Annotated in this window: 23 protein-coding genes; 20 read left to right on the top strand and 3 right to left on the bottom strand. The window is 61.8% G+C overall.

Translation table 11 applies throughout. The annotated features are described in order from the left end of the window. Nucleotides 1-48 precede the first annotated feature (48 nt). The 4 genes from ACYU7Q_RS00675 to ACYU7Q_RS00660 all read left to right on the top strand — a co-directional run bounded on the left by ACYU7Q_RS00675 (nucleotide 49) and on the right by ACYU7Q_RS00660 (nucleotide 5,813). Entirely contained in the window at nucleotides 49-2,232 is a 2,184-nt protein-coding gene (locus tag ACYU7Q_RS00675) for an RICIN domain-containing protein (RefSeq protein ID WP_460607505.1), read from the top strand. Between the two features lie 166 nt (nucleotides 2,233-2,398). Continuing rightward, nucleotides 2,399-3,862: a glycoside hydrolase family 30 protein gene (locus tag ACYU7Q_RS00670; protein ID WP_460607504.1), complete on the top strand. Its 1,464-nt coding sequence runs from the start codon at nucleotides 2,399-2,401 to the stop codon at nucleotides 3,860-3,862. 80 nt (nucleotides 3,863-3,942) lie between these two features. Continuing rightward, nucleotides 3,943-5,001: an alpha/beta hydrolase gene (locus ACYU7Q_RS00665; protein WP_460607503.1), complete on the top strand. Its 1,059-nt coding sequence runs from the start codon at nucleotides 3,943-3,945 to the stop codon at nucleotides 4,999-5,001. 29 nt (nucleotides 5,002-5,030) lie between these two features. Continuing rightward, entirely contained in the window at nucleotides 5,031-5,813 is a 783-nt protein-coding gene (locus tag ACYU7Q_RS00660) for an SGNH/GDSL hydrolase family protein (RefSeq protein WP_460607502.1), read from the top strand. A 53-nt stretch (nucleotides 5,814-5,866) separates the two neighbouring features. Here the strand turns inward: ACYU7Q_RS00660 and ACYU7Q_RS00655 are convergent, their stop codons facing one another. After that, nucleotides 5,867-6,511 carry a sce7726 family protein gene (locus ACYU7Q_RS00655; RefSeq protein ID WP_460607501.1) on the bottom strand — a complete coding sequence of 215 codons (645 nt, stop codon included), beginning with the start codon at nucleotides 6,509-6,511 and terminating at the stop codon, nucleotides 5,867-5,869. 235 nt (nucleotides 6,512-6,746) lie between these two features. On the opposite strand from ACYU7Q_RS00655, the gene ACYU7Q_RS00650 reads away from it, so the two are divergent. Beyond that, nucleotides 6,747-8,234, top strand: a complete 1,488-nt coding sequence (locus tag ACYU7Q_RS00650; RefSeq protein ID WP_460607500.1) for an OmpA family protein — start codon at nucleotides 6,747-6,749, stop codon at nucleotides 8,232-8,234. Between the two features lie 39 nt (nucleotides 8,235-8,273). On the opposite strand, the gene ACYU7Q_RS00645 is transcribed toward ACYU7Q_RS00650, so the two are convergent. Continuing rightward, complete coding sequence (locus tag ACYU7Q_RS00645) at nucleotides 8,274-8,699, bottom strand: hypothetical protein (protein ID WP_460607499.1); 426 nt, start codon at nucleotides 8,697-8,699, stop codon at nucleotides 8,274-8,276. A gap of 400 nt (nucleotides 8,700-9,099) precedes the next feature. Here ACYU7Q_RS00645 and ACYU7Q_RS00640 point away from each other — a divergent pair, with 400 nt between their 5' ends. The 15 genes from ACYU7Q_RS00640 to ACYU7Q_RS00570 all read left to right on the top strand — a co-directional run bounded on the left by ACYU7Q_RS00640 (nucleotide 9,100) and on the right by ACYU7Q_RS00570 (nucleotide 25,357). Then, nucleotides 9,100-10,179 carry a hypothetical protein gene (locus tag ACYU7Q_RS00640; protein ID WP_460607498.1) on the top strand — a complete coding sequence of 360 codons (1,080 nt, stop codon included), beginning with the start codon at nucleotides 9,100-9,102 and terminating at the stop codon, nucleotides 10,177-10,179. A gap of 124 nt (nucleotides 10,180-10,303) precedes the next feature. Next, nucleotides 10,304-11,125, top strand: coding sequence for a cytidylyltransferase domain-containing protein (locus ACYU7Q_RS00635; RefSeq protein WP_460607497.1), 822 nt, complete (start codon nucleotides 10,304-10,306; stop codon nucleotides 11,123-11,125). Beyond that, nucleotides 11,122-11,979, top strand: coding sequence for a transketolase (locus ACYU7Q_RS00630; protein ID WP_460607496.1), 858 nt, complete (start codon nucleotides 11,122-11,124; stop codon nucleotides 11,977-11,979). The genes ACYU7Q_RS00635 and ACYU7Q_RS00630 overlap by 4 nt, the downstream gene beginning before the upstream one ends. Before the next feature lie 74 nt (nucleotides 11,980-12,053). Beyond that, nucleotides 12,054-13,007, top strand: coding sequence for a transketolase family protein (locus tag ACYU7Q_RS00625; protein ID WP_460607495.1), 954 nt, complete (start codon nucleotides 12,054-12,056; stop codon nucleotides 13,005-13,007). Between the two features lie 138 nt (nucleotides 13,008-13,145). After that, nucleotides 13,146-14,480: a PLP-dependent aminotransferase family protein gene (locus ACYU7Q_RS00620; RefSeq protein WP_460607494.1), complete on the top strand. Its 1,335-nt coding sequence runs from the start codon at nucleotides 13,146-13,148 to the stop codon at nucleotides 14,478-14,480. A 5-nt stretch (nucleotides 14,481-14,485) separates the two neighbouring features. Beyond that, nucleotides 14,486-15,292 (top strand): Rossmann-fold NAD(P)-binding domain-containing protein, encoded by an 807-nt coding sequence (locus ACYU7Q_RS00615; protein WP_460607493.1) that lies wholly within the window; start codon nucleotides 14,486-14,488, stop codon nucleotides 15,290-15,292. Nucleotides 15,293-15,388: 96 nt separating this feature from the next. Continuing rightward, nucleotides 15,389-16,279, top strand: a complete 891-nt coding sequence (locus ACYU7Q_RS00610; RefSeq protein ID WP_460607492.1) for an N-acetylneuraminate synthase family protein — start codon at nucleotides 15,389-15,391, stop codon at nucleotides 16,277-16,279. A gap of 179 nt (nucleotides 16,280-16,458) precedes the next feature. Beyond that, complete coding sequence (locus tag ACYU7Q_RS00605; protein ID WP_460607491.1) at nucleotides 16,459-17,454, top strand: sterol desaturase family protein; 996 nt, start codon at nucleotides 16,459-16,461, stop codon at nucleotides 17,452-17,454. Next, on the top strand, nucleotides 17,451-17,822 hold the full coding sequence (locus ACYU7Q_RS00600) for a DMT family transporter (protein WP_460607490.1): 372 nt from the start codon (nucleotides 17,451-17,453) through the stop codon (nucleotides 17,820-17,822). The genes ACYU7Q_RS00605 and ACYU7Q_RS00600 overlap by 4 nt, the downstream gene beginning before the upstream one ends. A 183-nt stretch (nucleotides 17,823-18,005) precedes the next feature. After that, nucleotides 18,006-18,812: a polysaccharide deacetylase family protein gene (locus tag ACYU7Q_RS00595; RefSeq protein WP_460607489.1), complete on the top strand. Its 807-nt coding sequence runs from the start codon at nucleotides 18,006-18,008 to the stop codon at nucleotides 18,810-18,812. Between the two features lie 27 nt (nucleotides 18,813-18,839). Continuing rightward, nucleotides 18,840-20,063, top strand: a complete 1,224-nt coding sequence (locus ACYU7Q_RS00590) for an oligogalacturonate lyase family protein (RefSeq protein ID WP_460607488.1) — start codon at nucleotides 18,840-18,842, stop codon at nucleotides 20,061-20,063. A 78-nt stretch (nucleotides 20,064-20,141) separates the two neighbouring features. Next, on the top strand, nucleotides 20,142-21,275 hold the full coding sequence (locus tag ACYU7Q_RS00585; protein ID WP_460607487.1) for a glycoside hydrolase family 88/105 protein: 1,134 nt from the start codon (nucleotides 20,142-20,144) through the stop codon (nucleotides 21,273-21,275). A gap of 45 nt (nucleotides 21,276-21,320) precedes the next feature. Continuing rightward, entirely contained in the window at nucleotides 21,321-24,173 is a 2,853-nt protein-coding gene (locus ACYU7Q_RS00580) for a glycosyl hydrolase family 2 protein (RefSeq protein ID WP_460607486.1), read from the top strand. A gap of 12 nt (nucleotides 24,174-24,185) precedes the next feature. After that, nucleotides 24,186-24,500: an L-rhamnose mutarotase gene (gene rhaM / locus ACYU7Q_RS00575; protein ID WP_460607485.1), complete on the top strand. Its 315-nt coding sequence runs from the start codon at nucleotides 24,186-24,188 to the stop codon at nucleotides 24,498-24,500. Between the two features lie 389 nt (nucleotides 24,501-24,889). Continuing rightward, on the top strand, nucleotides 24,890-25,357 hold the full coding sequence (locus tag ACYU7Q_RS00570; RefSeq protein ID WP_460607484.1) for a cupin domain-containing protein: 468 nt from the start codon (nucleotides 24,890-24,892) through the stop codon (nucleotides 25,355-25,357). A gap of 29 nt (nucleotides 25,358-25,386) precedes the next feature. Here the strand turns inward: ACYU7Q_RS00570 and ACYU7Q_RS00565 are convergent, their stop codons facing one another. Continuing rightward, nucleotides 25,387-26,457, bottom strand: coding sequence for a DUF6807 domain-containing protein (locus ACYU7Q_RS00565; protein ID WP_460607483.1), 1,071 nt, complete (start codon nucleotides 26,455-26,457; stop codon nucleotides 25,387-25,389). Between the last annotated feature and the right edge of the window lie 13 nt (nucleotides 26,458-26,470).

The following is a 26,470-nucleotide window of genomic DNA, read 5'->3' as shown; positions in this document are numbered from 1 at the left end:
CGGCTTTTTCCTCCTGAATTTCTCTCCAACTCCCAATTCCCACAATTCATGAAAAAGCTTTACCGCCCTGTTTTCACCCTCGTGGCCGCCGGCGTGCTGCTGCCCATCATGGCCTTCCGGCCGGCCCACACGCAGGCCAACGAGCCCGTGAGCGTATGGCTCACCACCGGCGACCAGACCAAGTTGCTCCAGGCCCAGGCCGGCATCAGTTTCAGCGCCAGCACGCCCGCCACTGGCACCACCATCACCGTGGACGAGAGCCAGACCTACCAAACCATCGACGGTTTCGGGGCCTCGATGACCGGCGCCTCGGCCTACCTGCTGAACCAGAAGATGAGCGCCGCCCAGCGCGACGCCCTCCTGACCGACTTGTTCGGCGCCAGCGGCATTCACCTGAGCTTTTTGCGGCACACCATGGGCGGGTCGGACTTTTCGGCGCAGGGCGATTTCACCTACGACGACCGGCCCCAGGGCCAGACCGACGTGGGCCTGAGCAGCTTTTCCATTGCCAATGACTTGGTGGATTTGGTGCCCATGCTGCAAGCTGCCCTCGCCAAAAACAGCAGCCTGAAAATCCTGGGCACGCCCTGGAGCGCCCCGGCCTGGATGAAGGAGCCCACCGCCAGCGGCGTGTACGAGCTGCGCAACGGCCACTTCCTCAACACGGCTTACTACCAGGCCTACGCCAATTACTTCGTGAAGTACGTGCAGGCCTACGCCGCCCAGGGCCTGCCCATCTACGCCGTGACGCTGCAAAACGAGCCGCTTTTTGCGGCATCCTACATGTCGATGCGCATGGATGCCGGCAACCAGCTGGCGTTTCTGAAGAACAACATCGGGCCGGCGTTTCAGACGGCCGGTTTGAATACCAAGCTCATTGTGTACGACCACAACTGGGACCAGCCCACCTACCCCAATACCGTTTTTGCCGACGCCACGGCGGCGCAGTACGCGGCCGGCTCGGCCTTCCACGGCTACGCGGGCAGCGTGAGCGGCCAGAGCACCACCCACAACGCCTACCCGGCCGAGGACATCTGGTTCACGGAAATTTCGGGCACGGTGGGTTCCAGCTTCGCCGGCGATTTGAAGTGGCACGCCTCCAACATCATCATCGGCACCACCCGCAACTGGGCCAAAAGCGCCTTGGAATGGAACCTGGCCCTCGACCAGAACAACGGCCCCACCAACGGCGGCTGCACCAACTGCCGCGGCGTGGTCACCATCAACAGCACCACCGGGGCCGTGACGCGCAACGTGGAATACTACGCCCTGGCCCACGCCAGTAAGTTTGTGGACCCCGGCGCGGTGCGCGTGGGCTCCAACTCGGTGGCCGGCGGCATCGAAACCGTGGCCTTCCGCAACCCCGACGGCTCCAAAGTCCTTATTGCCCTGAACAACAGCAATGCCTCCAACACCTTTAAGGTGAGCTGGAACGGGCAGTCGTTCAACTACACGCTGCCGGCCGGCGCGCTGGCCACCTACAAGTGGAACACCAGCGACATCACGCTGGGCCGCATCTACGAAATCAGCGCCAAGCACAGCGGCAAGGCCCTCGAAATCGTGGGTTCCTCGACCAGCAACGGCGGGCAGGCGCAGCAGCGCACCTGGGCCACCGGCAGCAACCAGAAGTGGAAAACGGTGGACATGGGCAATGGCTTCGTGCGCCTGGTAAACATCTTCAGCAACAAGTCGCTGGACGTGCCCGGCCCCAGCACCGCCAACGGCGCCCTGGCCCAGCAGTGGGACTGGACCAGCAACGACAGCCAGGCCTGGCTGGTGCAGCGCCAGAGCGACGGCACCTACCGTATTATCAACAAATACAGCAACAAAGCCCTCGACGTAACCAGCGCGTCCCAGGCCGACGGCGCCAACGCCCAGCAGTGGGACTGGACCGGCGCCGACAACCAGCGCTGGTGGTTCTCGGACCAGGGCCCGGCTGCCCTCACGGCCCTGGCCGCCACCGGCTCGGCCGCTGCGGCCCGCCTGCAAGTGTACCCCACCACCATCAGCCAAGAACTTACTTTCGACTACACCGCCGAAACGGCCGAAACCCTGCAAGTGCAGCTCGTGGACGTACTGGGCCGCGTGGCCCTGGCCCCGCCCGCCGTGGCGGCCAAAGCCGGACTCACCCATGTCAGCCTCAACGTGGCTTCTGCCCGGCCCGGCCTGTACGTGCTGAAAGTGCGCGCCGCCGCCGGCCCGCTCAGCCAGCGGGTTATCATTGCCCGCTAACTAAATGATGCGATTCTGAAATATCCCCCACCTTTAGAACAACTTTTGCTGCTAATGTCCCTGTAGGGTGCGGGGCTTGCCCCCGCCCGCCGTTCGCACCGTTTCAACAGCCCCGCTCAACGACGGGCGGGGGCAAGCCCCGCACCCTACCCCACCATTCTTTCTCATGACGAACCAGAAATTCCTGTCTTTCCTATTTCTCTCGACGCTGGGCCTCGGCAGTGCCGCCGCGCAAAAAGCAGCTTCCACACCCTACTCGGCCGCCGGCAAAACGGCCCACGTTTTCGCCACCGTGCAGGGCACCAGCCAGCGCCTGGCGGCCGGCGGTGACCTCAAGCTCGCGCCCGCCGCGCAGCCGCTCGAAACCCAAGTGTGCGTATTCGTCGACCCCGGCCACTCGTTCCAGACCATGCTCGGCATCGGTGGGGCACTGACGGATGCCTCGGCCGAAACCTTTGCCAAGCTGCCGAAACCCCAGCAGCAGGAGTTTTTGAAGGCGTATTACAGTCCCACGGGCGGCATCGGCTACACGCTGGGCCGCACCAGCATTCACAGCTCCGACTTTTCGAGCGGCAGCTATACCTACGTGGCGGATAAGGACGAAGCGCTGAAAACCTTCAGCGTGAAGCACGACGAGCAGTTCCGCATCCCCTTCATCAAGCAGGTGATGGCGGCGGCCGGCGGCAAGCTCACCCTCTACGTGAGCCCCTGGAGCCCGCCCGGCTGGATGAAAACCACCGGCGACATGCTGCACGGCGGCAAGCTGCTGCCCCAATACCGCCAGGCCTGGGCCGACTACTACGTGAAGTTCATCAAGACCTACGAGCAGCTGGGCATCCCCATCTGGGGCCTCTCGGTGCAGAATGAGCCGATGGCCACCCAGAAGTGGGAGTCGTGCATCTTCACCGGCGAGGAGGAGCGGGATTTCATCAAAGGCTACCTCGGCCCCACGCTGGCGAAAGGCGGGCTGGGCTCGAAGAAGCTCATTGCCTGGGACCACAACCGCGACCTGCTGTTCCAGCGCGCCAGCACCGTGCTCGACGACCCCGAGGCCGCCAAATACGTCTGGGGCATCGGCTACCACTGGTACGAAACCTGGACCGGCAGCAGCATGCTGTTTGAGAACGAGAAGCGCGTGAAAGAGGCTTTCCCCAACACCAACCTGATTTTCACGGAAGGCTGCAAGGAGAAATTTGACCTGGCCAAAGTGGATGACTGGACGCTGGGCGAGAAGTACGGCAACTCAATGATTGGCGACTTCAACGCCGGCACTGTGGGCTGGACCGACTGGAACGTACTGCTCGACGAAACCGGCGGGCCGAACCACGTCGGCAACTTCTGCTTCGCCCCCGTCATCGCCGACACCAAAACCGGCAAGCTCATCTACACCAACGCCTACTATTACATCGGCCACTTCTCGAAGTTCATCCGGCCCGGCGCCAAGCGCATCAGCGCCTCATCCAACCGCGACGCCCTGCAAACCACCGCCTACCGCAACCCCGACGGCAGCGTGGCCGTGGTGGTGATGAACCAGACCGACAAGCCCGAGGAATTTCAACTCTGGATGCGCGGCCAAGGGACCAAAACCACCGCTGCCGCTCACTCCATTATGACGCTGGTGGTTAACTAGTGCGGTTGTTGTTGAAGAAAAAGCCCGTCATGCTAAAGCTACGCTCGGCATGACGGGCTTTTTACAATTCTCATTGCCTCATGCGCCCCCACCTCCTCCTTCTGCTCCTCACCGCGCTAGCCTGGCTTCTGGCCCCCACCGCCCAGGCCCAACCAGCCAAGGGCCAGGTCGTCGTCACCTACCTCGATTCGAAACTGCTGCGCGGCAACCCCGGCGGCGAAAACCCGCGCCGCCGCGTGAGCGTGTATCTGCCGGCTGGTTACGCGGCCAACCCCGGTCGCCGCTATCCGGTGCTCTACTACCTGCACGGCTTCACCTGGAACGACAGCCTGCTTTTTCATGCCGATGGCCTCGGCGCCCTGCTCGACCATGCCATTGCCGACGGCCAGATTCGTCCGCTCATTGTGGTTGCGCCCGATGAACAGACGCTGTTTCAGGGCAGCTTCTACGCCAATTCTGCCACCAATGGCCCGTGGGCCGATTTCACGGCCCACGAGCTCGTGCAGTTTATCGACCACAAGTTCCGCACCCTGGCCAGGCCCGCCAGCCGGGGCATTGCCGGCCACTCCATGGGTGGCAACGGCACCTTACGCCTCGCCCTGCTCTACCCCGGCATCTACGCCGCCGCCTACGCCCTGAGCCCCGCCTTCGCCGCTCCGCATGCCGAATGGATGAGCGGCCGCGCCGGGCAGTCCGTTGCCGGCCGCGCCACCTCGCGGGCTGGGCTGGGCCAGAACTTCGACGCCATTCGGATAGTGGCCACCGCGCGGGCCCTTTCGCCCACGCCCGGCCGGGGCGTATTTGGCGCGGCCCTGCCCTACGCGCCCGGCCCCGACAGCCTCGCCCCCCGCGACGCCGTGCTGGCTCAGTGGGCCGCCGCCACGCCGCTGGCCCTGCTGCCCACGCACCTGGCCAGCCTGCGCAAGTTGCGCGGCCTGGCCTTCGACTGGGGCGAGCAGGACCAGTTCCAGCACATTCCATTCGCGTGCCGTGCCCTTAGCACTCAGTTGGCAGCCTTCGGCATCCCGCACGCGGCCGAAGGCTACGAGGGCAACCACGGTAACCGTATAATGGGCCGCGACGGCCGCATGTACCAGAAATTACTGCCGTTTTTTAATCGACTGCTTCAGTTTGAATAGCAGGCGGTTTTCTCACCATTAATTCAGCCATGCTTTATTCTGATTCCCTAAAAGGCCTACGTGCGGCGCTGTTGCTGGCGGGCCTGCTCTTAGCTGCCACCGCCCACGCCCAGCAGCCCACTGACCCGGCCGCTGCCAAAAAAGCCGCTGACGAGGCTTACCACGAGCGCCAGGAATACCTGCTGCACAACGACTGGCCCAATCTCCAGAAATACGCGGCCGCCAACCAGCGCCTGCCCGAGCCTGCGCCCGGCCGGCCCCGCGTGGTCATCATCGGCAACTCCATCACCGAGGGCTGGGTGAAGGAAGATTCGGCCTTTTTCCGGGGCAAAACCTACGAGTATGTGGGCCGGGGCATCAGCGGCCAGGCCACGGGCCAAACGGTGGTGCGCTTCCGCGCCGATGTGATTGACCTGCACCCGGCCGTGGTCGTCATTCTGGTGGGCACCAACGACGTGGCCGAAAACAACGGCCCCTACAATCCCCAAACCACGATGAACAACATCATGACGATGACCGAGCTGGCCCAGGCCCACGGCATCCGCGTGGTGCTGGGCTCGGTGGCCCCGGCGGCGGATTTCTGGTGGCGCAAAGGCCTGAACCCCGCCCCCAAAATCATTGCCCTCAACAAGCAAATCAAGGCCTACGCCGACCAGCATCACCTCGTGTACTACGACATGCACACCGCCCTGAAAGACGACCAGAACGGCCTGAAAAAAGCCTACGGCGAAGACGGCGTGCACCCCAACCTCACCGGCTACCGCGTGATGGAGCCCCTGCTCAACCAAGCCGTAGCCGCTGCTTTGAAGTAGAAATAGCTGCCTTACTGATGACTGCGCCAGTGCCGCCCGCCAGCTCCAAGCTGCTAGGCAGCATTGGCTTTTTTGCGGCCGACGGGCTTTTTCTTCTTCGCTTTCGGCCGGGCTTTTTTGCGGCGGGGCGGCAGCCGCTCGCGCTCGGCTTTGCGCTCGGCGCGCATGAGCAGGCGCTCGGGCAAACGGGCAATGAGCCGCTCGCGCACGTACTGCGCCAGGCTGGACAGCGGCACCAGCTGCGTGGTGCGCAGGAAATTGCTGACCTCGCGGCTCCGCAGCGTGCTCACGCCGGTGAGGCCCCGCGCCAGCAAAAATTGCTTCACCTCCTCCAGCAAAAGCAGTTTCGCGAGCGGCGCGCGCTCCACGGTGGCGTTGTAGCCGGCGGCGCGGTGCGGGCGCAGCCCCTCAGCCGAGGCTACCAGGATGCCCACCCACTCGGGCAGCAGCGGCAGCAGCCTGGGCAGGTGTTTTTCGGTGATGATGAAGGTGACGAAATCGTAGACCTCGCCGTAGCAGCGCAGCTGGTTGGCCACGCGTTGCAGGGTGTCGCCGTCGCCCTTCACCTCGTAGCCGTGCATGAAATGCTCGGTGATGTGCACCACGTCGGCCCGCGTGGTGCCGGTGGGCAGCTCATCGATGCGCACGCCCCCGACTAGCAATGGGTAGAGCAGGGCGCGGATTTCCGGGTCGTTCATGGCAACCCCAAAAGTAGCTTCCGGACGCGCAACGACTTAAAATTAATTACATTGTTATAATTAATATTTATAATATTCATTATAAATAAATTTCGTTATTTTTGTTTAGCCGTGAATTAGTTGTATCAGAGTAATTACCAATACGCTTCGGGCTCGCGCTATGGACGCGGCAGGAAGTGGCCCAGCGGCGGGGCATGATGTGGCTTAATCAGACTTTCGGAATAATTATATCGTTATGAAAAAGACTGTATTCGAATCAGTTAACTACTGCTTCACCCGCGAAACCATTACCCGGCTCGGCCTGCGCCTGGATGAAGCCGCGCCCAACGTTGAATACGCGCTAAGCCAGGCAATATCTCTTGTGCTCAACGAGTTATCGGGACGGATAGGCCACGGTCTCACGCCCGAGCGCCTGCTGGAACTGGTGCGGGAAGCCAACTCGGCGCAGGTGCTCCAGCACCTGGCCGACCTGCACCCGACCGCTCGCTACGAGCGGGGCGTGAACCTGCTCCTCGACCTGCTCGACGGCGCCTACCGCAGCACGGTGAGCCGCATTGCCGCCGGAGCAGCTATCCGGCCCTCGGCCAGCGACATGCTGCTGCAAATAGCCGCCACGGCCGTGCTGGGCGTGCTGGGCCACGCCGCCGCCGAAAAAGCCCTCTCCCCCACCGACTTCGTTTATTGGCTGCACGCGGAGAAAGAGGCCATTGCGGCCGCCATGCTGCCGGTGCCGGCCCTGGGTGCCGTCCCGCCCCTGCCCGCCGAGCAGGGCCTGCGCCGCCAGCCCCCGCAGCCGGCGCAGCTGGCTCCCACGCCCGCCGCCTGGGCCGAACCAACCACGGAGGCAGCACCGGGCAGCGGCTTGTCGCCGTACTGGCAGTGGGGCGGGCTGCTGCTGCTGGCCGTGTGCCTGGGGTACTTCTTTGGCCACAGCAGCCCCAGCCGCGACCAGCAGCCAGCGGCGACCACCAGCTTGGTGGCGGAAACCAGCCCGCCGGCAACCCAGCCAGCCGCCGCGCCCACAGCCGCCTACACACCTCCCGCAACGCCCCTGGCCGAAGCGACCGGGCCGGCTCCGGAAGCCGCAATGCCAGCAGCCCGCCCCGCCCCGGCCATTGCGAACCGGCCCGTAGAAACGCTGCCTACCCGCACTCCCGCTACGGTAGCCAGCGGAGCCGCCCGCCCGGCAGCCATCGGCAATGAGCCCAACGGCCGCTACGACCAGGACCGCGACACCTACATCTACGATACCGGCAAACCCATTGTGCTGACGCTGGCCGACGGCACGACCCAGAGAGTGGGGGCCAACTCAACCGAAAACCGCCTCTACACCTTCCTGTCATCGCCCGCTTTCCAGGTCGATTCGGTGAACCGGACCAAGGGCTGGATTAATTTTGACCGCATCAACTTTGAAACCGGCAAGGCCCGGCTAACGCCCGAGTCGGCGCTGCAGCTGGGCAACATTGCCAGCATTCTCAACACGTTTCCGCGCTCCATCGTGAAAATCGGGGGCTATACTGACAGCACCGGCGACGCCCTGGTAAACTACCAGCTCAGCGAGGACCGCGCCCGCGCCGCTATGCTCACGCTGGCCAGCATGGGCGTGAGCGCCGACCGCCTGCAAGCCAAAGGCTACGGCCCCAAGTACTTTGTGCGGCCCAACAACACCCCCGCCAACCGCGCCCTGAACCGGCGCGTCAGCATTCGGGTGTTGCGCAAATAGCAGCCCCCGGCATGGTTGGTGCAGCGCTTATCTAAGCGCTTAAATCCTGGTTCTCATCGCCTGCTGGCAGATGCGCAGCCAGGCTTCGGCCTCCGGTACCTGCTGAAAAATCTGGAGTTCCAGCGCGCCGGCCGCTCCGTGGTTGAAATGCACGGTGAGGATGTCGGACAGGGAATCGGCCTGCACCACGTGGGCCACGTAGCGCAGGCCCACCGCGGTGGCTTGCGGCACCCACACGCGCTCCAGCCACTCGATGGAATCGAACCATGGCCCCATCAGCTCCACGTTGTCGTTGAGCAGGCAGGGGTTGCGGAGGTCTTGCAGGGTGCGCAGGTACTTATCGGCCCCGCGCAGGGCCTCCTGCATATCGACGAAGCCGCGCCAGGTGGCCCGCAGCCAGCCTTCGGGCTCTTGCGACAAGGTGCAACGGCTGCCGTCGGCATCGGGAAGGGAGCTAAGAATCATGGCAGAAATCGGTAGAGGAGTTCGGCAGTTGAATCATGGAAAAATCTTGGGAAGCGGTTCGGATTTGCCTGCGTACGGCTTTTCCGGATTCTTGATGCCTTGGGTGCGAGGCAAATCCGCAATTCCGGGCTGGTTAAGGTCAACAATTAAAATCCCTTGGGACTGATTTAGTTGGAACTGCGAACAGCAGGTATTTCCGGGGGCAGGGCCAGGTATTTTGAGACGCGGGGCACTGCCGCAAATGGCGCCGCCGCTAACCTTTGCAATTTGGTAATGGTTGCGGTAGCAGGAGCCGCGGGCGGGGGTGTTATTTCGCAGCCCATACTGTACCTTGGCGGCGTGCCGGCCCTGCCATGGGGCAGTCCGCCGGCAGTTCGGTTGCTTCAACTTTGCTTCCTGCATGTCCCGAAAAAAGGCTCTGTTTCTCATCGGCTCGCCCAACCAGACCACGCAAATGCACCAGATTGCGCAGCTGCTGGAAAACGACTTCGACCCCTACTTCAGCCAGTTGTACTACGATGGCTGGCAGCGTCAATTCTACAAGTTCCTGCTCTGGACCGGCGGCCTGGACAAGACCATCGTCACCGGAAAAATCAAAGCCAAGGCCGATAAATACCTGGCCGAGCACGGGTTGAAGAACGATTTCGAGGCCCGCGTTTTCAACAATCACTACGACCTCATCGTGTGCTGCTCCGATGTGATTGTGCCCTGGCCGCTGATTAAAAAGACGAAAACCGTTTTCGTACAGGAGGGCATGACCGACCCGCTCAACCTGTGGGCCCGGCTGGTGAAGCGCTTCACGCGCTACCCCATCCTGGCCATCGGCACGGCCCTCAACGGCATGAACAACTGCTGCGACATCTACTGCGTGGCGTCGGAGGGCTATGCAAAGCACTTCAAACGCGTGGGCGTGGATGCCGATAAGCTCATCGTGACGGGCATTCCCAACTTCGACAACATCGAGCAGGTGCGCCACAACGATTTCCCGCACCACGGCTACGTGCTGGTGGCCACCTCCGACCTGCGCGAAACCTTCACGCCCGAAAACCGCCCCAAGTTCATCCGCGAGTGCGCCCGCATTGCCAACGGCCGCCCGCTGGCTTTCAAGCTGCACCCCAACGAGGAATTGCCCCGCGCTGTGAACGAAATCAAGAAGCACGCGCCGCCCGGCACCCTGATTTTCACCGAAGGCAACACCGACCACATGATTGCCAACTGCGTGGAGCTCATCACCCAATACTCGACGGTGGTGTACGTGGGCCTGGCGCTGGGCAAGCCGGTGCACTCCTACTTCGATGTAGATGACCTGCGGCGCAAGCTGCCCTGGCAGAATGGCGGCACCTCGGCCCGGCGCATTGCGGCCATTTGCCGGGGCTTCAGCCGGTTTGAAGGCAACAGTGGGCCGGCCTTTTTGCGGCAGTTCGATGCGGAGGCCTTTGCAACGGCAGCGGCGGCCGAAGCCTCACCGGTAGGGAGCTAGCCATTGGCGGCATTATTTTAAGAATGTATTTACCAACGCCTTATCAATTAGCCAGCTTTTTGACCGGCAAATTTTAGCGTATTTCCGTTTCACGTCCGACTACGCGGTACCGACACCTTCCTTTATGCCCGTTCCGAAGATTCTGACCGTTGTGCAGGCCCGCATGGGCTCCTCGCGCCTGCCGGGCAAGGTGTTGCTGCCGCTGGCCGGCCAGCCCCTGCTGGTGCGCATGGTGCAGCGGGTGCAGCGCGCCCACCTGGCCGGCACGGTGGTAGTAGCCACCACCACCGAGGCCGCCGATGACGCCATTGCCGAGCTGTGTGCCGCTCACGGCCTCGAATGCTTCCGTGGCGATGCGCTGGATTTACTCGCCCGCCACTACCAGGCCGCCCGCCACTACGGGGCCGACGTGGTGCTGAAAATCCCGTCCGACTGCCCGCTCATCGACCCGGCCGTGATTGACGAAGTGGTGGGCTACTACCTGCACTTTGCCGACCGCTACGACTTCGTGAGCAACCTGCACCCCGCCACCTTCCCCGATGGCAACGACGTGGAAGTAATGCCCATCGAAGCCCTGGAAACCGCCTGGCGCGAGGCCCAACGGCCGTTGGAGCGCGAGCACACCACGCCGTTTTTCTGGGAAAACCCCGACCGGTTTCGGCTGGGCAACGTGGAGTGGGACGCGGGCCTCGATTATTCGATGAGCCACCGCTGGACGATTGACTACCCGGAAGACTACGATTTCATTGAAGCCGTGTATGACGCGCTGTATCCGACCAAGCCAGATTTTGGGCTGGATGACATCCTCACCCTGCTGAAGCAGCGCCCGGACATTGCCCGCCTCAATGCCCATTACGCCGGCGTGAACTGGTACCGCAACCACCTCGACGAACTCAGAACCGTGGATTCGTCGCAAACCAAACAAGCCTCCTCCCCTACTTTATGACCGACCAAAAACGCCAAGAAATGGAAGCCCTGGCCCTGCGCGTGCGCGAGCACATCGTGCGCCTGAGCACCGACGGCGGCTGCTTCACCGGCGCGTCGCTGAGCTGCGCCGACCTGCTGGTGTACCTCTACGCCGACTGCCTGAACGTGCGGCCCGACAACCTCCAGGACCCGGCCCGCGACTACCTCTTCCTGAGCAAGGGCCACGACGTGCCCGCCCTCTACGGCACCTTCGTGGAACTCGGCTTCATCGACAAAACCCGCCTCGACCAGCACCTGAGCACCGACGACCACATCTACTGGCACCCCAACCGCAACGTGCCGGGCGTGGAATTCCATTCGGGCTCGCTCGGGCACCTGCCCAGCGTGGCCTTGGGCGTGGCCATGGATTGCCGCATGCGCGGCCAGGACAACAAGGTCATCGTCATCACCGGCGACGGCGAGCTAAACGAAGGCACCGTGTGGGAAAGCCTGCTGGTAGCCAGCGCCCACCAGGTCAACAACCTCACGCTGGTCGTCGACCGCAACCACTTCCAGGCCAACGTGGCCACCGAAGACCTGATTCCGCTGGAGCCGCTGGCCCCCAAGTTCGAGGCCTTCGGCTGCGAAGTGCGCCGCATTGATGGCCACGATTTCAAGCAGCTGGAAGACGCCTTTTCGGCCCTGCCCTTCTCTGATACCAAGCCCTCGGTCATCATCTGCGACACGGTGCGCGGGCGCGGCCTGCCCAGCATCGAAGCGCGGGCCGACCGCTGGTTCTGCAATTTTTCTGCGGAGGAAGTGGAGGAATTGTTGCGCGAGCTGCACAGTCAGGTAGCCACCACGCTCACCAGCGAGACGCTGACGGTACGGTAAAAACTGTAGCGTGGACTCTGCGAGTCCGCGCCTCACCCCATTCATATGCGGACTCGCAGAGTCCGCGCTACATTATGAACTACGAAGAACTTATCAAAGAAACCGCCCTCGCCGATGAGCGTCTGGTGGTGATGACGGCCGAAAACCGCGCCCTCATCCGCAACCTGCCGGCCGTGCTCGGTCCACGCTTCATCGATACCGGCATCACCGAGCAAACCCTCATCGGGGCGGCTGCCGGACTGGCCCTGCGCGGCCGTGTGCCGGTGGTGCACGCCCTGGCCACCTTCCTCACGCTGCGGGCGTTCGAATTCATCCGCACCGACGTGGGCATCGGTAAGCTGCCGGTGAAGCTGAGCGGCTTCGTGCCCGGCTTCCTCTCCGATGGCAACGGCCCTACCCACCAGGCCATCGAAGACGTGAGCCTGATGCGCGGCATTCCCGGCATGACCGTTTTCGCGCCCGCCGATGAAGCCGACATGCTGGCCATGCTACCCGCCATCTGGGCCTCACCCGCGCCGGCTTACGTGCGCATCAACACCCGCCCCGCCACTTACGAGCACGCCCCGTTCGAGATGGGCAAAGCCGAAATCGTGGCCGAAGGTACCGACATCACCATCCTCACCTACGGCATGCTCTTCGAGCAAACGCTGGTAGCCCGCGAGCTGCTACAGGCCCAGGGCAAATCCGTTGGCCTCATCAACCTGCGCAGCCTCAAGCCAATTGACGAGGCGGCCTTGCTCGACGTAGTGCGCCGCGGGTCGCTCATCGTCACGGTGGAGGACCATTTCATCACCGGAGGCTTGTATTCTATCCTCGCGGAAGTGCTGCTGCGCAACCAGCTCACCGCCCGCGTGCTGCCGCTGGCACTGGAGGAGCGGTGGTACCGCCCCGGCCGCCTCAGCGCCGTGCTGGAGTACGAAGGGTTCACCGGCCACCACATCGCGCGCCGCATCACGGAGTATCTGGGCGAGTCGGGGGCGGCCATTGCCGAAGGCCCGGCGGTGCTCGAGAACGAGTTTGCGGAGTAACAGAACGTCAATTTAATTGAACGTCATGCTGAGCGTAGCGAAGCATCTTTACCTCAATACTAATCTTAATGCTGACTGCAACGAAGCGGTAAAGATGCTTCGCTACGCTCTGCATGACGGTTTTTAACAATCCATCCCATGCCCAACACCGTTTCCTTCAACGAAAACTACCCCGACATCACGAAGTCGGACGAGCTGTACGCCCGCGCTCAGAAAATCATGACGCCGGTTACCCAGACCCTGGCAAAGGGCCCCGGCCAGTACACCAAAGGCGTGAGCCCCAAGTACGTGAAGCGCGCCAAAGGCTCCCACATATGGGACGTGGACGGCAACGAATACATTGATTTTCAGATGGGTATTGGCCCGATTTCGCTCGGCTACGCCTACGAGCGGGTTGACAACGCCATCAAAAAACAGCTCGAAGACGGCATCACCTTCTCCATGATGCACGAGCTGGAAGTAGAGCTGTCGGAGCTGATTCACGAGATTATTCCGAATGCCGAAAGCATCCGCATCAGCAAGACCGGCGCGGATGTGTGCTCGGCGGCCGTGCGGGTTTCACGCGCTTTCACCGGGCGCGACAACGTGTTGTGCTGCGGCTACCACGGCTGGCACGACTGGTACATCGGCACCACCAGCCGCGACAAGGGCATCCCGCAGGAAAGCAAGGACCTGGTAGCCGCATTCGAATACAATAACCTCGATTCGTTGAAGGCGCTGCTCGATGAAAACGTGGCCTGCGTAATTCTGGAGCCATTCATCTTTGATGCGCCCAAGGACAACTTCCTGCACGAAGTGGCCCGGCTGTGCAAGGAAAACGGCACGTTGCTGATTTTCGATGAGATGTGGACGGGCTTCCGCGTGGCCGTGGGCGGCGCGCAGGAGTATTTCGGCATCACGCCCGATTTGGCGGTGTATTCCAAAGCGTTTGCCAACGGCATGCCCATTGCCCTGCTCACCGGTCGGCGCGACGTGATGCAGCTGTTTGAACAGGACGTTTTCTTCTTCACCACCTTCGGGGGCGAGGCGCTGAGCCTGGCCGCTGCCGTGGCCACCATTTCCGAAATGCGGGAGAAGAACGTGCCCGCCCGCCTAGCCGAGCAAGGCAAAAAGCTCAAGGACGGCTACAACGAAATCGCCGCCGAGCTGGGCCTGAGCCAGTACACCAAATGCTACGGCTACGACTGCCGCACCATCGTCACCTTCGACCCCTCGGCCGGCAACGGCATGGAAATAAAGGCTTTCGTGCAGCAGGAGCTGTTCAAGCGCGGCATCATGTGGGGCGGTTTCCACAACATGTGCTTCTCGCACACCGATGCCGACGTGGCCCACACCCTGGCCGCCTACCGCGAGGTGCTGCCGCTGCTAAAGTCCGCCATCGAAGCGGGTGACGTAGCTACCCGCCTGCTGGGCGAGCCGGTAGAAGCTGTGTTCCGGAAGGTAACCAATGCTGCGCCGGTTAAAGCCAAGTAAGCCCGATGAATTTATTCGATTTAGCGGGCAAAACGGCCATCGTCACCGGCGCCTGCGGGCTCATCGGCCAGAAGCACTGTGCGGCTTTGGCTGAGGCCGGAGCCAACGTAGTAGTAGCCGACCTTAATGCCGAAGCCGCTGCGGCAGTGGCTTTTGGGTTGGGTGGCGGGCCGCATCTGTCGTTGGCCGTTGATGTCACCAGCCCTGATTCGCTGGCCGCCGCGCGCGACCAGATTCTGGCTCGCTTCGGCCACATCGACGTGCTGGTGAACAATGCCGCCATCAACGACATGTTTGAGAACCCCGCGCTGGCGGCCGATTTGAGCAAGTTCGAGAACTTCCCGCTCGCTACTTTTCAGAAAGTGCTGGAGGTGAACGTGACAGGCGTATTCCTGGCAGCCCAGGTATTCGGTACGTCCATGGCGCAGCAGGGCCACGGCAGCATCATCAACGTGGCCAGCACCTACGGCATTGTCGGCCCCGACCAGAGCATCTACCGCAACGAGGCCGGCGAGCAAACCTTCTATAAATCACCTTCGTACCCCATGACCAAGGGCGCGGTGGTGAATTTTACGCGCTACCTCGCGGCTTATTGGGGCGCAGCCGGCGTGCGCGTGAACACGCTCTCACCCGGCGGCGTGGAGAACAGCCAGGATGAATTTTTCATCAAGCAATACAGCGCCAAAACGCCACTCGGGCGCATGGCCACGCCGACTGATTATCAGGGTGCAGTCGTGTTCCTGGCTTCGGATGCGTCGGCATACATGACCGGGGCCAACCTGGTAGTAGATGGCGGCTGGACCGCAATCTAAGTTTCCGGAGCGCGCGGTTTGACGCGCGCACACACCACACGGGCACACACCGAAGCATGTGCAACAATCACCTTTTCACCTCTCAACCTTCGCCTCATGCAAGCTGTTGAAATTCGCAAAAACCGATTCATTGGCGCCGGCCACCCGGCCTATATCATTGCCGAAATCGGCATCAACCACAACGGCTCGCTCGACCTGGCCAAGCAGCTCATTTCCGAAGCCGCCAAGGCCGGTTGTGATGCCGTGAAATTTCAAAAGCGCACGCCCGAGCTGTGCGTGCCCAAAGACCAGTGGGAAAAGCAGCGCGATACGCCCTGGGGCCGCATGAGCTACATCGACTACAAACGCAAAACCGAGTTCGGCCAGGCCGAATACACCGCCATCGACGACTACTGCCGCGCCCTGGGCATCGACTGGTTTGCCTCGTGCTGGGACGAGCCGTCGGTGGATTTCATGGAGCAATTCGCGCCCGTGATGTACAAAATGGCCTCGGCCTCCCTCACCGACAAGCCGCTGCTGGACCGCGTGCGTGCCACCGGCCGGCCGCTGATGCTGAGCACCGGCATGAGCACGCTCGACGAAATCAACCAGGCCGTGAAATGGGTGGGCCTGGATAAGCTGATGATTGCGCACTCCACTTCGTCCTACCCCTGCCCGCCCGCCGAGCTGAACCTGCGCATGGTGCCCGTGCTGCAAGGCATGTTCCCGGGCACGCCCATCGGCTACTCGGGCCACGAAACCGGTTTGGCTACTACCGTGGCCGCCGTGACGCTGGGCGCCAGCTTCGTGGAGCGCCACTTCACCCTGGACCGCGCCATGTGGGGCTCCGACCACGCCGCCTCGGTGGAACCCGGCGGCATGGCCAAGCTCGTGCGCGACATCCGCGACGTGGAGGAAGGCCTTGGCGATGGCGTGAAGCGCGTGTACGACTCCGAATTGGAGCCTCGCGCCCGCCTGCGCCGCGAGCTGACGCCGAACCAGGAGTAGCCTGTTCGGGTTGAACTGAAAGGAATCCTCGGACGAATAAACAACGTCATGCAGAGCGTAGCGAAGCATATTGCCCGCCACCACTAATCCTAGTTAAGTGGATTGCGTTGCGAGGTAAAGATGCTTCGCTGCGCTGCTCTGCATGACGTTTTAATTTGCTCAATCCCTACCCTCACACCATGCATCACGTCGAACTCATCACCACGGCTATCCTGCTGATTTGGGTGGCCATCGTGATTACGCTGGAGCGCATCATTCCCTACCGCAAGGGGCTGCCGTTTTTCCGCGAGGGGTTCTGGACCGACCTCGTGCTCTACACCTTCGTGCAGAGCTACGCGCTGAAAATCATCATTTTCGATTACATCATTCAGCCGCTCGACCAGCATTTCGGCTTCTCGAAGCTGCATTTTGTGACGGGCTGGCCCATCTGGGTGCAGGTGCTGTTTTTCGTGATTACGCACGACTTCTACATCTACTGGTTTCACCGCTTCCAGCACAGCAGCCCGCTGTTCTGGCGCACCCACGAGGCGCACCACTCGGGCAAGCAGGTAGACTGGCTGGCCGGCTCCCGCTCGCACGCGCTCGAAATCATCATCAACCAAACCATTGAGTTTGCGCCCATCATCCTGCTCGGGGCCGACCCCATGGTGGTGCCCATCAAGGCCTGCATCGACGCCGTGTGGGGTATTTGGATTCACTGCAACGTGGACGTGCGCTCGGGCCGCCTGCAATACTTCATCAACGGCCCAGAAATGCACCTCTGGCACCACGCCGACCACGAGGAGGTTTTCTACGCCAACTTCTCCACCAAATTCGCTTTCTGGGATTGGATGTTCGGCACCGCCTACCGGCCCGACCACAAGCCGCTGAAATGGGGCCTGCCCTACGCTTTCCCGAAAGATTATTTCAGTCAGCACGTCTTTTCCGTGGTCCGTTTCGATGAAGCAGAGCTGGCCAACCGGTCCCGATTATTTCGCGCCTACCACGGCATCCGGGTGCGCCTGCTCACCAAGCTGACGGACCGCGTGCCGGCCCTAAAACCCTTACACGGCTGGCCCGTGCCCGAGCCGTACACCGAAACCATTCCGGCGCAGCGCCCGGGCGGTAATTTTGGCGCAACTCCGGCCCCGGCCACTCCCTCTCACTCCTCCACTGCTGCTGCTTCGTCCCGTTGATTAATCCCTGGTTTTCCCTGTTTTTGGCCTCGTTCATGGAGGTTTGCTGGACGTATAGCCTCAAGGCACTCAACATGCAGCGCATCAAGGAGGTAGCTTGGTTGCACAGCTTCACGCAGCCGGCGCTGTTGCTGCCGGTGCTGCCGCTGCTGGCCTACGTCGCCTTTGGGCTGGCCAACGTGCTGTTTCTATCGCAGGCCATGCGGGCCATTCCCACCGCCACGGCCTATTCGGCCTGGATGGCACTGGCCGTGGTCGGCATCAAGCTCGTGGATGTATTTTACCTCAAGCAGCCGTTTTCCTGGCAGAGCGTGTTTTATACCAGTCTGATTATCATTGGCGTGCTGGGGCTGCGACGCATCGAATAGCCCATAGCTTTCGCAATTTGCAAGCGGCTCTTTCTATTCAGAAAGAGCCGCTTTTTTGTGCTCTGGAATTGCTATGCGGCCCCGCAGGCCGCTCCAATACCGCCCCACCGAAGAGTACAGGAAGGTTGGCCGCGACGACGCGAAGTTCTTGCGGCATCTTTCACGCAATCCCTCCCGGTACCCGTGGCGCTTCCTGCTCGCTTTCGTCTGGCTTGCTTACTGACTCTGTTAGAGTTAGGCCTGGGGCATACTGCGCTGGCCCAGGTACTGCGGCGGCCGGTGCCGGACAAGCTGGTCGTCCTCACCTTCGACGATGCGGCCGTGAGCCACGCCACTTTCGTGGCCCCGCTGCTGAAGAAATACGGGTTCGGCGGCACGTTTTTCGTGTGCGAATTCCGGGAGCCGCCGTTTTCGGATAAGACCAAATACATGAGTTGGGCGCAGATTCAGGGCCTGCACCGGCAGGGCTTTGAGGTGGCCAGCCACACGCTAACGCACCAGCACGTCAACAAAATGACACGCCCGCAGCTGGGCGCTGAGTTGGATTCCATCGAAGCGCGCTGCCGCGCCTGGCGCATTCCCCGGCCCGTCACCTTCGCCTATCCCGGCTACGATACTGCGCCTACAGCCACGGCGCTGCTGCCCGAGCGCGGCTACCAATTTGCCCGCGCCGGCGGTGGCCGGGCCTACGACCCAACCCAGGACAACCCCATGCTGCTGCCCAGCTTCAGCATTTCGGGCACCGATACGGCCAAGGTATTCAACGCCATCCGGCAGGCGCATTCCGGCCGCATCGTGGTACTAACGGTGCATGGCGTGCCCGACGTGGCCCACGACTGGGTGACAACCCCACCCGCGCTGTTCGAGCAGTACCTGAAGTACCTGCACGACTACCACTACCACGTCATCGCCCTGCGCGACCTGGCCCGCTACGTGAACGTGCCCGAAGCCCTGCGCAACCTCCCGCCCCACTACGAAAACCTGAAATAAGCCCCACTCGCCTCCCAAATCCCACCCATGAAAACCAACTACTTACTCGCATTGAGTGGCTTGCTGCTGAGCTTCGGCGGCCATGCCCAGAGCAAACTGACCACCGGCAGCCAGAAGCCCATGCCTACTGCTGAGTGGATTGACGCCGATACGGGCCACAAGGTGGTGCGCCTCACCCAGCCCGACGGCGACAACGGCAGCTTCTATTTTCACAACAATCCGTTTTTGCAAGGGAAGGGCAGCGAGGGCGACCTGATGGTGATTTACCACACCGATGCCCAGGGCAAACAACTGCGCCTAGTGAACCTGAAAACCCATCATACCGAGCCGCTGACCCGCTATTTCAAGGAAGTGAAGGGCGAAATAGTGGGCCGCAAGCGCCGCGAGGTGTTTTACCAGGTGCAGGACACGGTGTATGCCACCAACGTGGACTCGAAGAAAACGCGCCGCGTGTTCGTGTTTCCGGCCGATTTCAAGGCCGATATTACCTCGCTGAATGCCGATGAAACCAAGCTCGGCGGGGCTTGGGGCAGCGACGCCGAAAAGGAAATTTACCGCCAGTACCCGGCCAAAAGCGACTTTTTCAACCGCATCTACGAGGCCAAGCTGCCGCGCACGCTCTTCGTGGTGAGCACCGACGGCGGCGGAAAGCTCACCAAGCTATTCACGGATAATGCCTGGCTGAACCACGTGCAATTTTCGCCCACCGACCCTGATTTGCTGATGTTCTGCCATGAGGGCCCCTGGGGCAAGGTGGACCGCATCTGGCATATCAACATCAAAACCAAAGCGGTGAAACTCGTGCATAAGCGCACGGTGGACGGCGAAATTGCGGGCCACGAATTCTTTAGCCCCGACGGCAAAACCATCTGGTACGACATGCAGAAGCCCCGCAGCGTGACCTTCTACCTGGGCGGCACCGACGTGAAAACCGGCCAGGAGCGCGCCTACCAGATGGAGCGCAACGACTGGTCCATCCACTTCAACATCTCGCCCGACCAGAAGCTCTTTGCTGGCGATGGCGGCGACGCGGGCCAGGTGGCCAAAGCCCCGGACGGCATGTGGATTAATCTGTTCCATCCCGAAGGCGACAAATTCCGCACCGAGCGCCTGGTGAACATGAAAACCCACGGCTACAAGCTGGAGCCCAACGTCCACTTCTCGCCCGATGGGAAATGGATAATCTTCCGCGCCAATTTTGAAGGCCAGGAGCAAGTGTACGCCGTGGAAATCGCCAAAACGGCGTCGTAGTTGCCACCCAAAGAATAAAGGCCGTCATGCTGAGCGCAGCCAAAGCATGACGTTCAAACAAGACAACACCCTTACCCAATGCACTTCAAAACCCTCCTTCACCCTGTCCTCTGCGCCGCACTACTGCTTACGCTGCCTGCTGCCGCCCAGAAGCTGCCGAAGAAAAAGGCCGTGCTCAAAAGCATGACGCGCGCCAACAACTACTTTATGCGGAAGTGGCCCGACCCGGGCAAGGAAATCGTGACCAACATTGCCCGGCCCAGCCACATCTGGACGCGCGGCGTGTACTACGAAGGCCTGATGGCCCTCTACCAGACCGACAAGCAGAAGCGCTACTACGACTACGCCGTGGACTGGGGCACCAAGCACCAGTGGGGCATCCGCAAGGGCATTACGGACCGCAACGCCGACGACCACTGCGCCGGCCAGACTTACATCGACCTCTACCAAATCGACCCCAAGCCGGAGCGTCTGCACGACATCAAGGCCAGCATCGACCTGATGGTGCAGAGCCCGAAAATTGACGACTGGAACTGGATTGACGCGCTGCAAATGGCCATGCCTGTGTATGCCAAACTGGGCGCCATGACGAAGGATACGGCCTACTACGAGAAGATGTACCGCATCTACAACTACTCGAAAACCCAGCACGGCGGCCATGGCCTCTACAACCCCGAGGATAAGCTGTGGTGGCGTGACAAGGATTTTGTGCCGCCTTACAAGGAGCCCAACGGCGAGGACTGCTACTGGAGCCGCGGCAACGGCTGGGTGGTGGCCGCCATGGTGCGCGTGCTCGACATCATGCCCAAAGATGCCCCCCACCGCGCCGAATACGAGCAGATGTACCTGGCCATGATGCAGGCCCTACCCACCCTGCAACGAACTGATGGCTACTGGAATGTGAGCCTGCACGACCCCACGCATTTCGGCGGCAAGGAGCTTTCGGGCACCGCGCTGTTTGTATACGGCATGGCCTGGGGCCTGAACCACGGGCTGCTCGACAAGCAGAAATACGAGCCCATCATCGCCAAAGCCTGGCAGGCCATGGCCACCGAATGCGTAACGCCCGATGGCTCGCTGGCCTACGTGCAGGGCACCGGCAAAGAGCCCAAAGACGGCCAGCCCGTCAGCTACACTTCCCGCCCCGATTTTGAGGATTACGGCCTGGGCTGCTTCCTGCTGGCCGGCAGCGAGGTGTATAAGTTGAAGTAAATCTCCCAAAGTCCGCCGTCTCCCCTCCCCGCCAGAACGCCCCATATGAAACGACTTCTCGCCCCTCTATTTCTAGCCACGCTGGGCCTCACCGCCCAGGCCCAAGCCCCCAAATGGCCGGCCATCACCCAGCAAACCAAGCCCTGGACGCGCTGGTGGTGGGAAGGCAGCGCCGTGAACAAAGCCGACCTCACCACCGTGCTCACCGAGTACCAGAAAGCCAACCTCGGCGGGCTGGAAATCACCACGATTTACGGCGTGAAGGGTGCGGAAAGCCAGTTCATCGACTTTCTCTCGCCGAAGTGGATGGACATGCTCTCGCACACGCTCACCGAGGCCGGGCGGCTGGGCCTGGGCATTGACATGGCGCAGGCGTCGGGCTGGCCCTTCGGCGGGCCATGGGTGGCCCCGGTGGATGCCTCGAAGTACGTGACCTACAAAACCTACGAGGTAAAAGGCGGCGCGGGCCTGAGTGAGCCGGTCAGCTTCATGCAGAAGCCCATTGCCACGGCCATTGGCCACAAGGTCGACATCAAGCAATTGGCTGACCCGGTGGCCAAAAACAAAAACATGCAAACCCTGGCCCTGGAACAGGTGCGCTTCGAGAAGCCGCTGCCGCTGCAGGCCCTGATGGCGTATTCGGACAAGGGCGAAACGTTGGATTTGACCAGCAAAGTGGGGACTGATGGCAAGCTGAGCTGGACGGCCCCTGCCGGCTCCACGTGGACGCTTTATGCGCTGTTTCAGGGCGGGCACGGCAAGCAGGTGGAGCGCGCCGGCCCCGGCGGCGAGGGCGACGTTATCGACCACTTCTCCAAAACGGCCACCGACCATTACCTGGCCTATTTCGACAAGGCTTTTGCGGGGCACGACGTGAAGCCCATCCGGGCGTTTTTTAACGATTCTTACGAGGTGGATGATGCCCAGGGCGAGGCCAACTGGACGCCCCAGATGTTTGCCGAGTTCCAGAAGCGGCGCGGCTACGACCTGCGCCAGCACCTGCCCGCGCTATTCAACAAGGCCAGCGAGGACGAAAATCAGCGCGTCCTCACCGATTACCGGCAGACGATTTCGGAGCTGCTGCTCGAGAATTACACCCAAACCTGGGGCGCCTGGGCCAAAACCCACGATGCACTGATTCGGAACCAGGCCCACGGCTCGCCGGCCAATATCCTGGATTTGTACGCCGCCACCGACATTCCCGAGACGGAAGGCGAGGATTTGACGCGCATCAAATTCGCATCGTCGGCCGCGCACGTCACGGGCAAGCCGCTGACCTCGGCCGAGACGGCGACCTGGGAGAATGACCATTTCCTGAGCAAGCTCAGCGACGTTAAGAAGGCCATCGACCGGATGCTGCTGGGCGGGGTAAACCACGTTTTCTACCACGGCACAGCCTATTCGCCGCCTTCGGCCAAGTGGCCCGGCTGGCTGTTCTACGCGGCGGTAGAGTTTAACCCACAGAACCCGTTCTGGACGGATTTCGGCAAGCTGAACCTGTACACGGCCCGCGCGCAGTCGTTCCTGCAGGCTGGCCAGCCCAGCAACGACGTGCTGCTGTACCTGCCCATTTCGGATGCCTACACCCGCCCCGGCAAGGTGCTGCTCCAGCACTTTGATGGCATCGAGCACGGCTTCAAAGGCCTGCCCATCGAGGCTACCAGCGAGCTGCTGCTGAGCAAAGGCTACGGCTACGATTTCATCTCCGACAAGCAGGTGCAGGCCATAAAAAATACCGGCAACGCCCTCACCACCAGCGGCGGCGCGGTCTACCAAACCCTGCTCGTGCCCGATGCCCACCTCATGCCCCTGCCCACGCTGGAAAGTCTGCTGAAGCTAGCCCAGAACGGCGCCACCATCGTGCTGCAAAACCAATTGCCCGCCGATGTGCCCGGCCTGGGCAACCTCGAAAACCGCCGCAGCAACTTCCGGAAGCTGCTGGCCCAGCTGAAATTCAAGGCCACTAGCCAGGCCGGCGTGCAACAGGCCAGCCTCGGCAAGGGCCGCGTGCTGCTGGGTAATGACGTGCCGCAGCTGCTGGCGCAGGCCGGCGTGCGCCGCGAAACCCTGGCCGACCAGGGCCTGCAGTTCACGCGCCGCCGCCACACCCAGGGGCATTACTACTTCCTGGCCAACTGGGCCGAAAAGCCCTTCGCCGGCTGGATAACCCTGCAAACGCCCGCCAAATCCGCTGCCTTCTACAACCCCATGACCGAGCAAACGGGCATGGCCCGTATTCGCGCCACGGCCAACGGGATGCCCGAAATCTACGTGCAGCTCAATCCTGGCGAAACCTGCATTCTCGACACCAACGAAGGCGAGCGCACCGGTCCTGCCTACCCCTACCTCACCGTGGCCGCCGCGCCCCAGCCCCTCACCGGCCCCTGGGACCTGAATTTCATCTCGGGTGGCCCCGAACTGCCCGCCAAGCTCCAAACCAAAGAGCTGACCTCCTGGACCACGCTGGCCGGCGACGCGGGCCGAAAGTTTTCGGGCACGGCCACCTACAGCACCACGTTCCCGCTGCCGCAAGGTTCCGCCGACGGTTTCCTGCTCGACCTCGGCCGGGTGGCCCAGAGCGCCCGCGTGCAGGTGAACGGCCAGCCCGCCACCACGCTTCTCGGCCCGGTGTACCAGGTGTATGTACCTAAATACCAGCTCAAAGCCACCAACACCCTCACCGTGACCGTGAGCAACCTGATGGCCAACCGCATCATCGACATGGACCGCAACCACGTCGACTGGAAGATTTTCTACAACACCAACATGCCCGCCAAGCTCAAGGAAAACCGGGGCGCCGACGGCCTGTTCACCACCGAAAATTGGTCGCCGCTGGAATCCGGCTTGCTCGGTCCGGTCACCCTCACGCCGGCCACCACGGGCGCGCCCGCTCAATAATTAATTGCAACCATGGAAGAAGTAGCTTTCACAATGCAGCTGCGGCCCGGCGTGGCCGCCGAATACCAGCGCCGCCACGACGAAATCTGGCCCGAACTGTCGGCTCTGCTGCACGAGGCCGGCATCCGGGATTATTCCATTTACCTCGATGCCGCCAGCGGCCGGCTGTTTGCGGTGCAAAAGCGCCTGCCCGGCCACACCACGGCTGCTTTACCGACCACCGAAATCATGCAGCGCTGGTGGGCCTACATGGGCGATTTGATGGAAACCAACCCGGACAACTCGCCCGTGGTGCAGCCGCTAACCCGGGTCTTCCATCTGGACTAACGCGCTTTTTTTCACGCCACTACAGGAGGGTGCGGGAAGGTTACTGCTGACTCAGTTCCCAGCTTTGTGGCGTGAGTGCAAACAACCTGACGGGCCCGTAGCCTGCCGGAGAAACGATGGGTGGGAGTCCTCTTTCCTCCATACGCCGCTACGGGTCACGTCAGAGTTGTGGCGCTACTTTGCGTGTTTCAACGGTTCGGTTTAATCACCACCATAACGGCCGCTGACGATGCCCCCGCGGCCGTACAAAACAGCCAGAATATCGAGTTTTAGATTTACAATGGACCCCAACGTTGAAGAGGCGGCTTCCTGTGGGGGCCGCTTCTTTTTTGTAGCTTATTGAATGGGCACCAACTAATTCGTTACTTCAAACGCTTATTCCCAATCCAATGCTGACGAAAAGAGAACTAAACTTGGTTGGCCTCACGGCCCTGCTCATGTGCATTCCGCTGGCCATTGTGGCCAGTCAGAACCAGCTGCCTGGCCCGTTGCCATCGTCGGTATTTGAGTGGAACGACTATAAGGCGGTGCCGACCAAAGTGGGCGAGCGGCGGCAGTTTTTCGACTCCCCTACCGAAACGCTCGACAACCTGGAAGTGCACGCCACCACCCTCAACCCCGGCGAATACGCCCACCCCGCCCACCAACACCCCGACGAGGAGCTGATGATAGTGCGCGAAGGCACCGTAGAAGCCCTGGTGAACGGCGAACTGAAACGCGTCGGCCCCGGCTCCCTCATCTTTCAGGCTCCCAACAAGATGCACAGCATCAAAAACGTGGGCATCTCCCGCGCCACCTACCACGTCCTGCGCTGGCGCACGGCCAAAACCGGCCCGGCCGTGGTCAGCAAGCCGTAATCAGAACGCCCATAAACAGAACAGGCAGGCTACTTGTTCAGGCTCGCACTCTTCTTCGCAAAATCAGCCGCCGCGTCATTGAGCTGCTTTGGGGTCGGGGTATGGCTGCCTTCGTCAATCAGCACGCGGTAGCGGAAGGTGACAGATTCACCTTTTTTCAGCTGTAAGTTTTTGGCCGATTTTCCGTTGGTGAAAATCTTTTCACCCAGCGGGTTGGCCGCAAACAGGCCGTAGCCGCGGGCGTGCCAGAAGGTGGGGTAATTGGGGTTTTTCGGGTGGTCGATGATGGCGATGCTGACAGAGTCTGCCCCCATTTTGCCGTAGGCCTTGCACCACACGCCGCGGGTGCTCCAGGCGTCGTTGCCGCGCTTGCCGGCGCTGGTGAGGTAGGTGCCGTTGGCGACGTGGTCGGTGCCGGCTTTCACCACCGTCACGATGCCCTTGCTGTCGGTGAATTTCTGGTCCTGGTCGGCGGGGATTTGCAGCTCGTGGGCCAGGCGCAGGCCCAGCAGGCCGTCTTTGGCATCGGTGAAGGTGACTTCGCGGGCCGCCGTGAGCGTGGTGACGCGGTCAATGGTCCGCGCCCGGGCGGTACCGCTGAACTCGAAGCGCGTGGTTTCTTCCAGCAGCACCTCATTTTGCTGGTTGGTCCAGTTGGCGTGGTAGGCCAGCACGCCGGTGGGGCCGCTGGTGGTGGCGAGAATCTTATCGGTTTTTATCCAGCCGTAGGAGGACTTTTTCTCCTTAGCAATGGCGTAGGAGTTGTTCCAAAAATCCAGCCCGTTCACGTTCTCGAAGTTGAACCACAGCCCGATGTGGTGCGGGTGGTCGGTGGGGTCGCCGGGCTGCGGGTTCAGCGGAAAGCCGCGCGTGACCACGGTGCCGTTGGCGGCGCGCAACGGGTACAGCACCGGCTTTTCCAGCGAATCGGGGTACAGAAAACTCGTAAACAGCTGCGAACCCACAAACACGTCAATCTTCCGGGCTGTGGCGTCTTTGGTCACGCGCACCGGCTCGGCCTTTTGAGCCGTGGCGTCGGAGGCGCAGCAGGCCAGCGCGAGCAGCAGCGCACCGCCACCGGAAAGGGCAGATTTATTCATCAGACTAAACGGA

The organism is Hymenobacter terrigena (genome assembly GCF_054776515.1).
The sequence above is the reverse complement of the archived record's forward strand: the minus strand, read 5'-3'. Positions and strand labels throughout refer to the sequence as shown.

Bases quoted from the DNA above. Each gene is read 5' to 3' on its own strand.
- ACYU7Q_RS00670 (WP_460607504.1), top strand. From the start codon at position 2,399: ATGACGAACCAGAAATTCCTGTCTTTCCTATTTCTCTCGACGCTGGGC.
- ACYU7Q_RS00570 (WP_460607484.1), top strand. From the start codon at position 24,890: ATGCTGACGAAAAGAGAACTAAACTTGGTTGGCCTCACGGCCCTGCTC.
- ACYU7Q_RS00590 (WP_460607488.1), top strand. From the start codon at position 18,840: ATGAAAACCAACTACTTACTCGCATTGAGTGGCTTGCTGCTGAGCTTC.
- ACYU7Q_RS00620 (WP_460607494.1), top strand. From the start codon at position 13,146: ATGCCCAACACCGTTTCCTTCAACGAAAACTACCCCGACATCACGAAG.
- ACYU7Q_RS00625 (WP_460607495.1), top strand. From the start codon at position 12,054: ATGAACTACGAAGAACTTATCAAAGAAACCGCCCTCGCCGATGAGCGT.
- ACYU7Q_RS00635 (WP_460607497.1), top strand. From the start codon at position 10,304: ATGCCCGTTCCGAAGATTCTGACCGTTGTGCAGGCCCGCATGGGCTCC.
- ACYU7Q_RS00580 (WP_460607486.1), top strand. From the start codon at position 21,321: ATGAAACGACTTCTCGCCCCTCTATTTCTAGCCACGCTGGGCCTCACC.
- ACYU7Q_RS00665 (WP_460607503.1), top strand. From the start codon at position 3,943: ATGCGCCCCCACCTCCTCCTTCTGCTCCTCACCGCGCTAGCCTGGCTT.
- ACYU7Q_RS00610 (WP_460607492.1), top strand. From the start codon at position 15,389: ATGCAAGCTGTTGAAATTCGCAAAAACCGATTCATTGGCGCCGGCCAC.
- ACYU7Q_RS00615 (WP_460607493.1), top strand. From the start codon at position 14,486: ATGAATTTATTCGATTTAGCGGGCAAAACGGCCATCGTCACCGGCGCC.
- ACYU7Q_RS00585 (WP_460607487.1), top strand. From the start codon at position 20,142: ATGCACTTCAAAACCCTCCTTCACCCTGTCCTCTGCGCCGCACTACTG.
- ACYU7Q_RS00630 (WP_460607496.1), top strand. From the start codon at position 11,122: ATGACCGACCAAAAACGCCAAGAAATGGAAGCCCTGGCCCTGCGCGTG.
- ACYU7Q_RS00565 (WP_460607483.1), bottom strand. From the start codon at position 26,457: ATGAATAAATCTGCCCTTTCCGGTGGCGGTGCGCTGCTGCTCGCGCTG.
- rhaM (WP_460607485.1), top strand. From the start codon at position 24,186: ATGGAAGAAGTAGCTTTCACAATGCAGCTGCGGCCCGGCGTGGCCGCC.
- ACYU7Q_RS00605 (WP_460607491.1), top strand. From the start codon at position 16,459: ATGCATCACGTCGAACTCATCACCACGGCTATCCTGCTGATTTGGGTG.
- ACYU7Q_RS00660 (WP_460607502.1), top strand. From the start codon at position 5,031: ATGCTTTATTCTGATTCCCTAAAAGGCCTACGTGCGGCGCTGTTGCTG.
- ACYU7Q_RS00650 (WP_460607500.1), top strand. From the start codon at position 6,747: ATGAAAAAGACTGTATTCGAATCAGTTAACTACTGCTTCACCCGCGAA.
- ACYU7Q_RS00645 (WP_460607499.1), bottom strand. From the start codon at position 8,699: ATGATTCTTAGCTCCCTTCCCGATGCCGACGGCAGCCGTTGCACCTTG.
- ACYU7Q_RS00655 (WP_460607501.1), bottom strand. From the start codon at position 6,511: ATGAACGACCCGGAAATCCGCGCCCTGCTCTACCCATTGCTAGTCGGG.
- ACYU7Q_RS00640 (WP_460607498.1), top strand. From the start codon at position 9,100: ATGTCCCGAAAAAAGGCTCTGTTTCTCATCGGCTCGCCCAACCAGACC.
- ACYU7Q_RS00675 (WP_460607505.1), top strand. From the start codon at position 49: ATGAAAAAGCTTTACCGCCCTGTTTTCACCCTCGTGGCCGCCGGCGTG.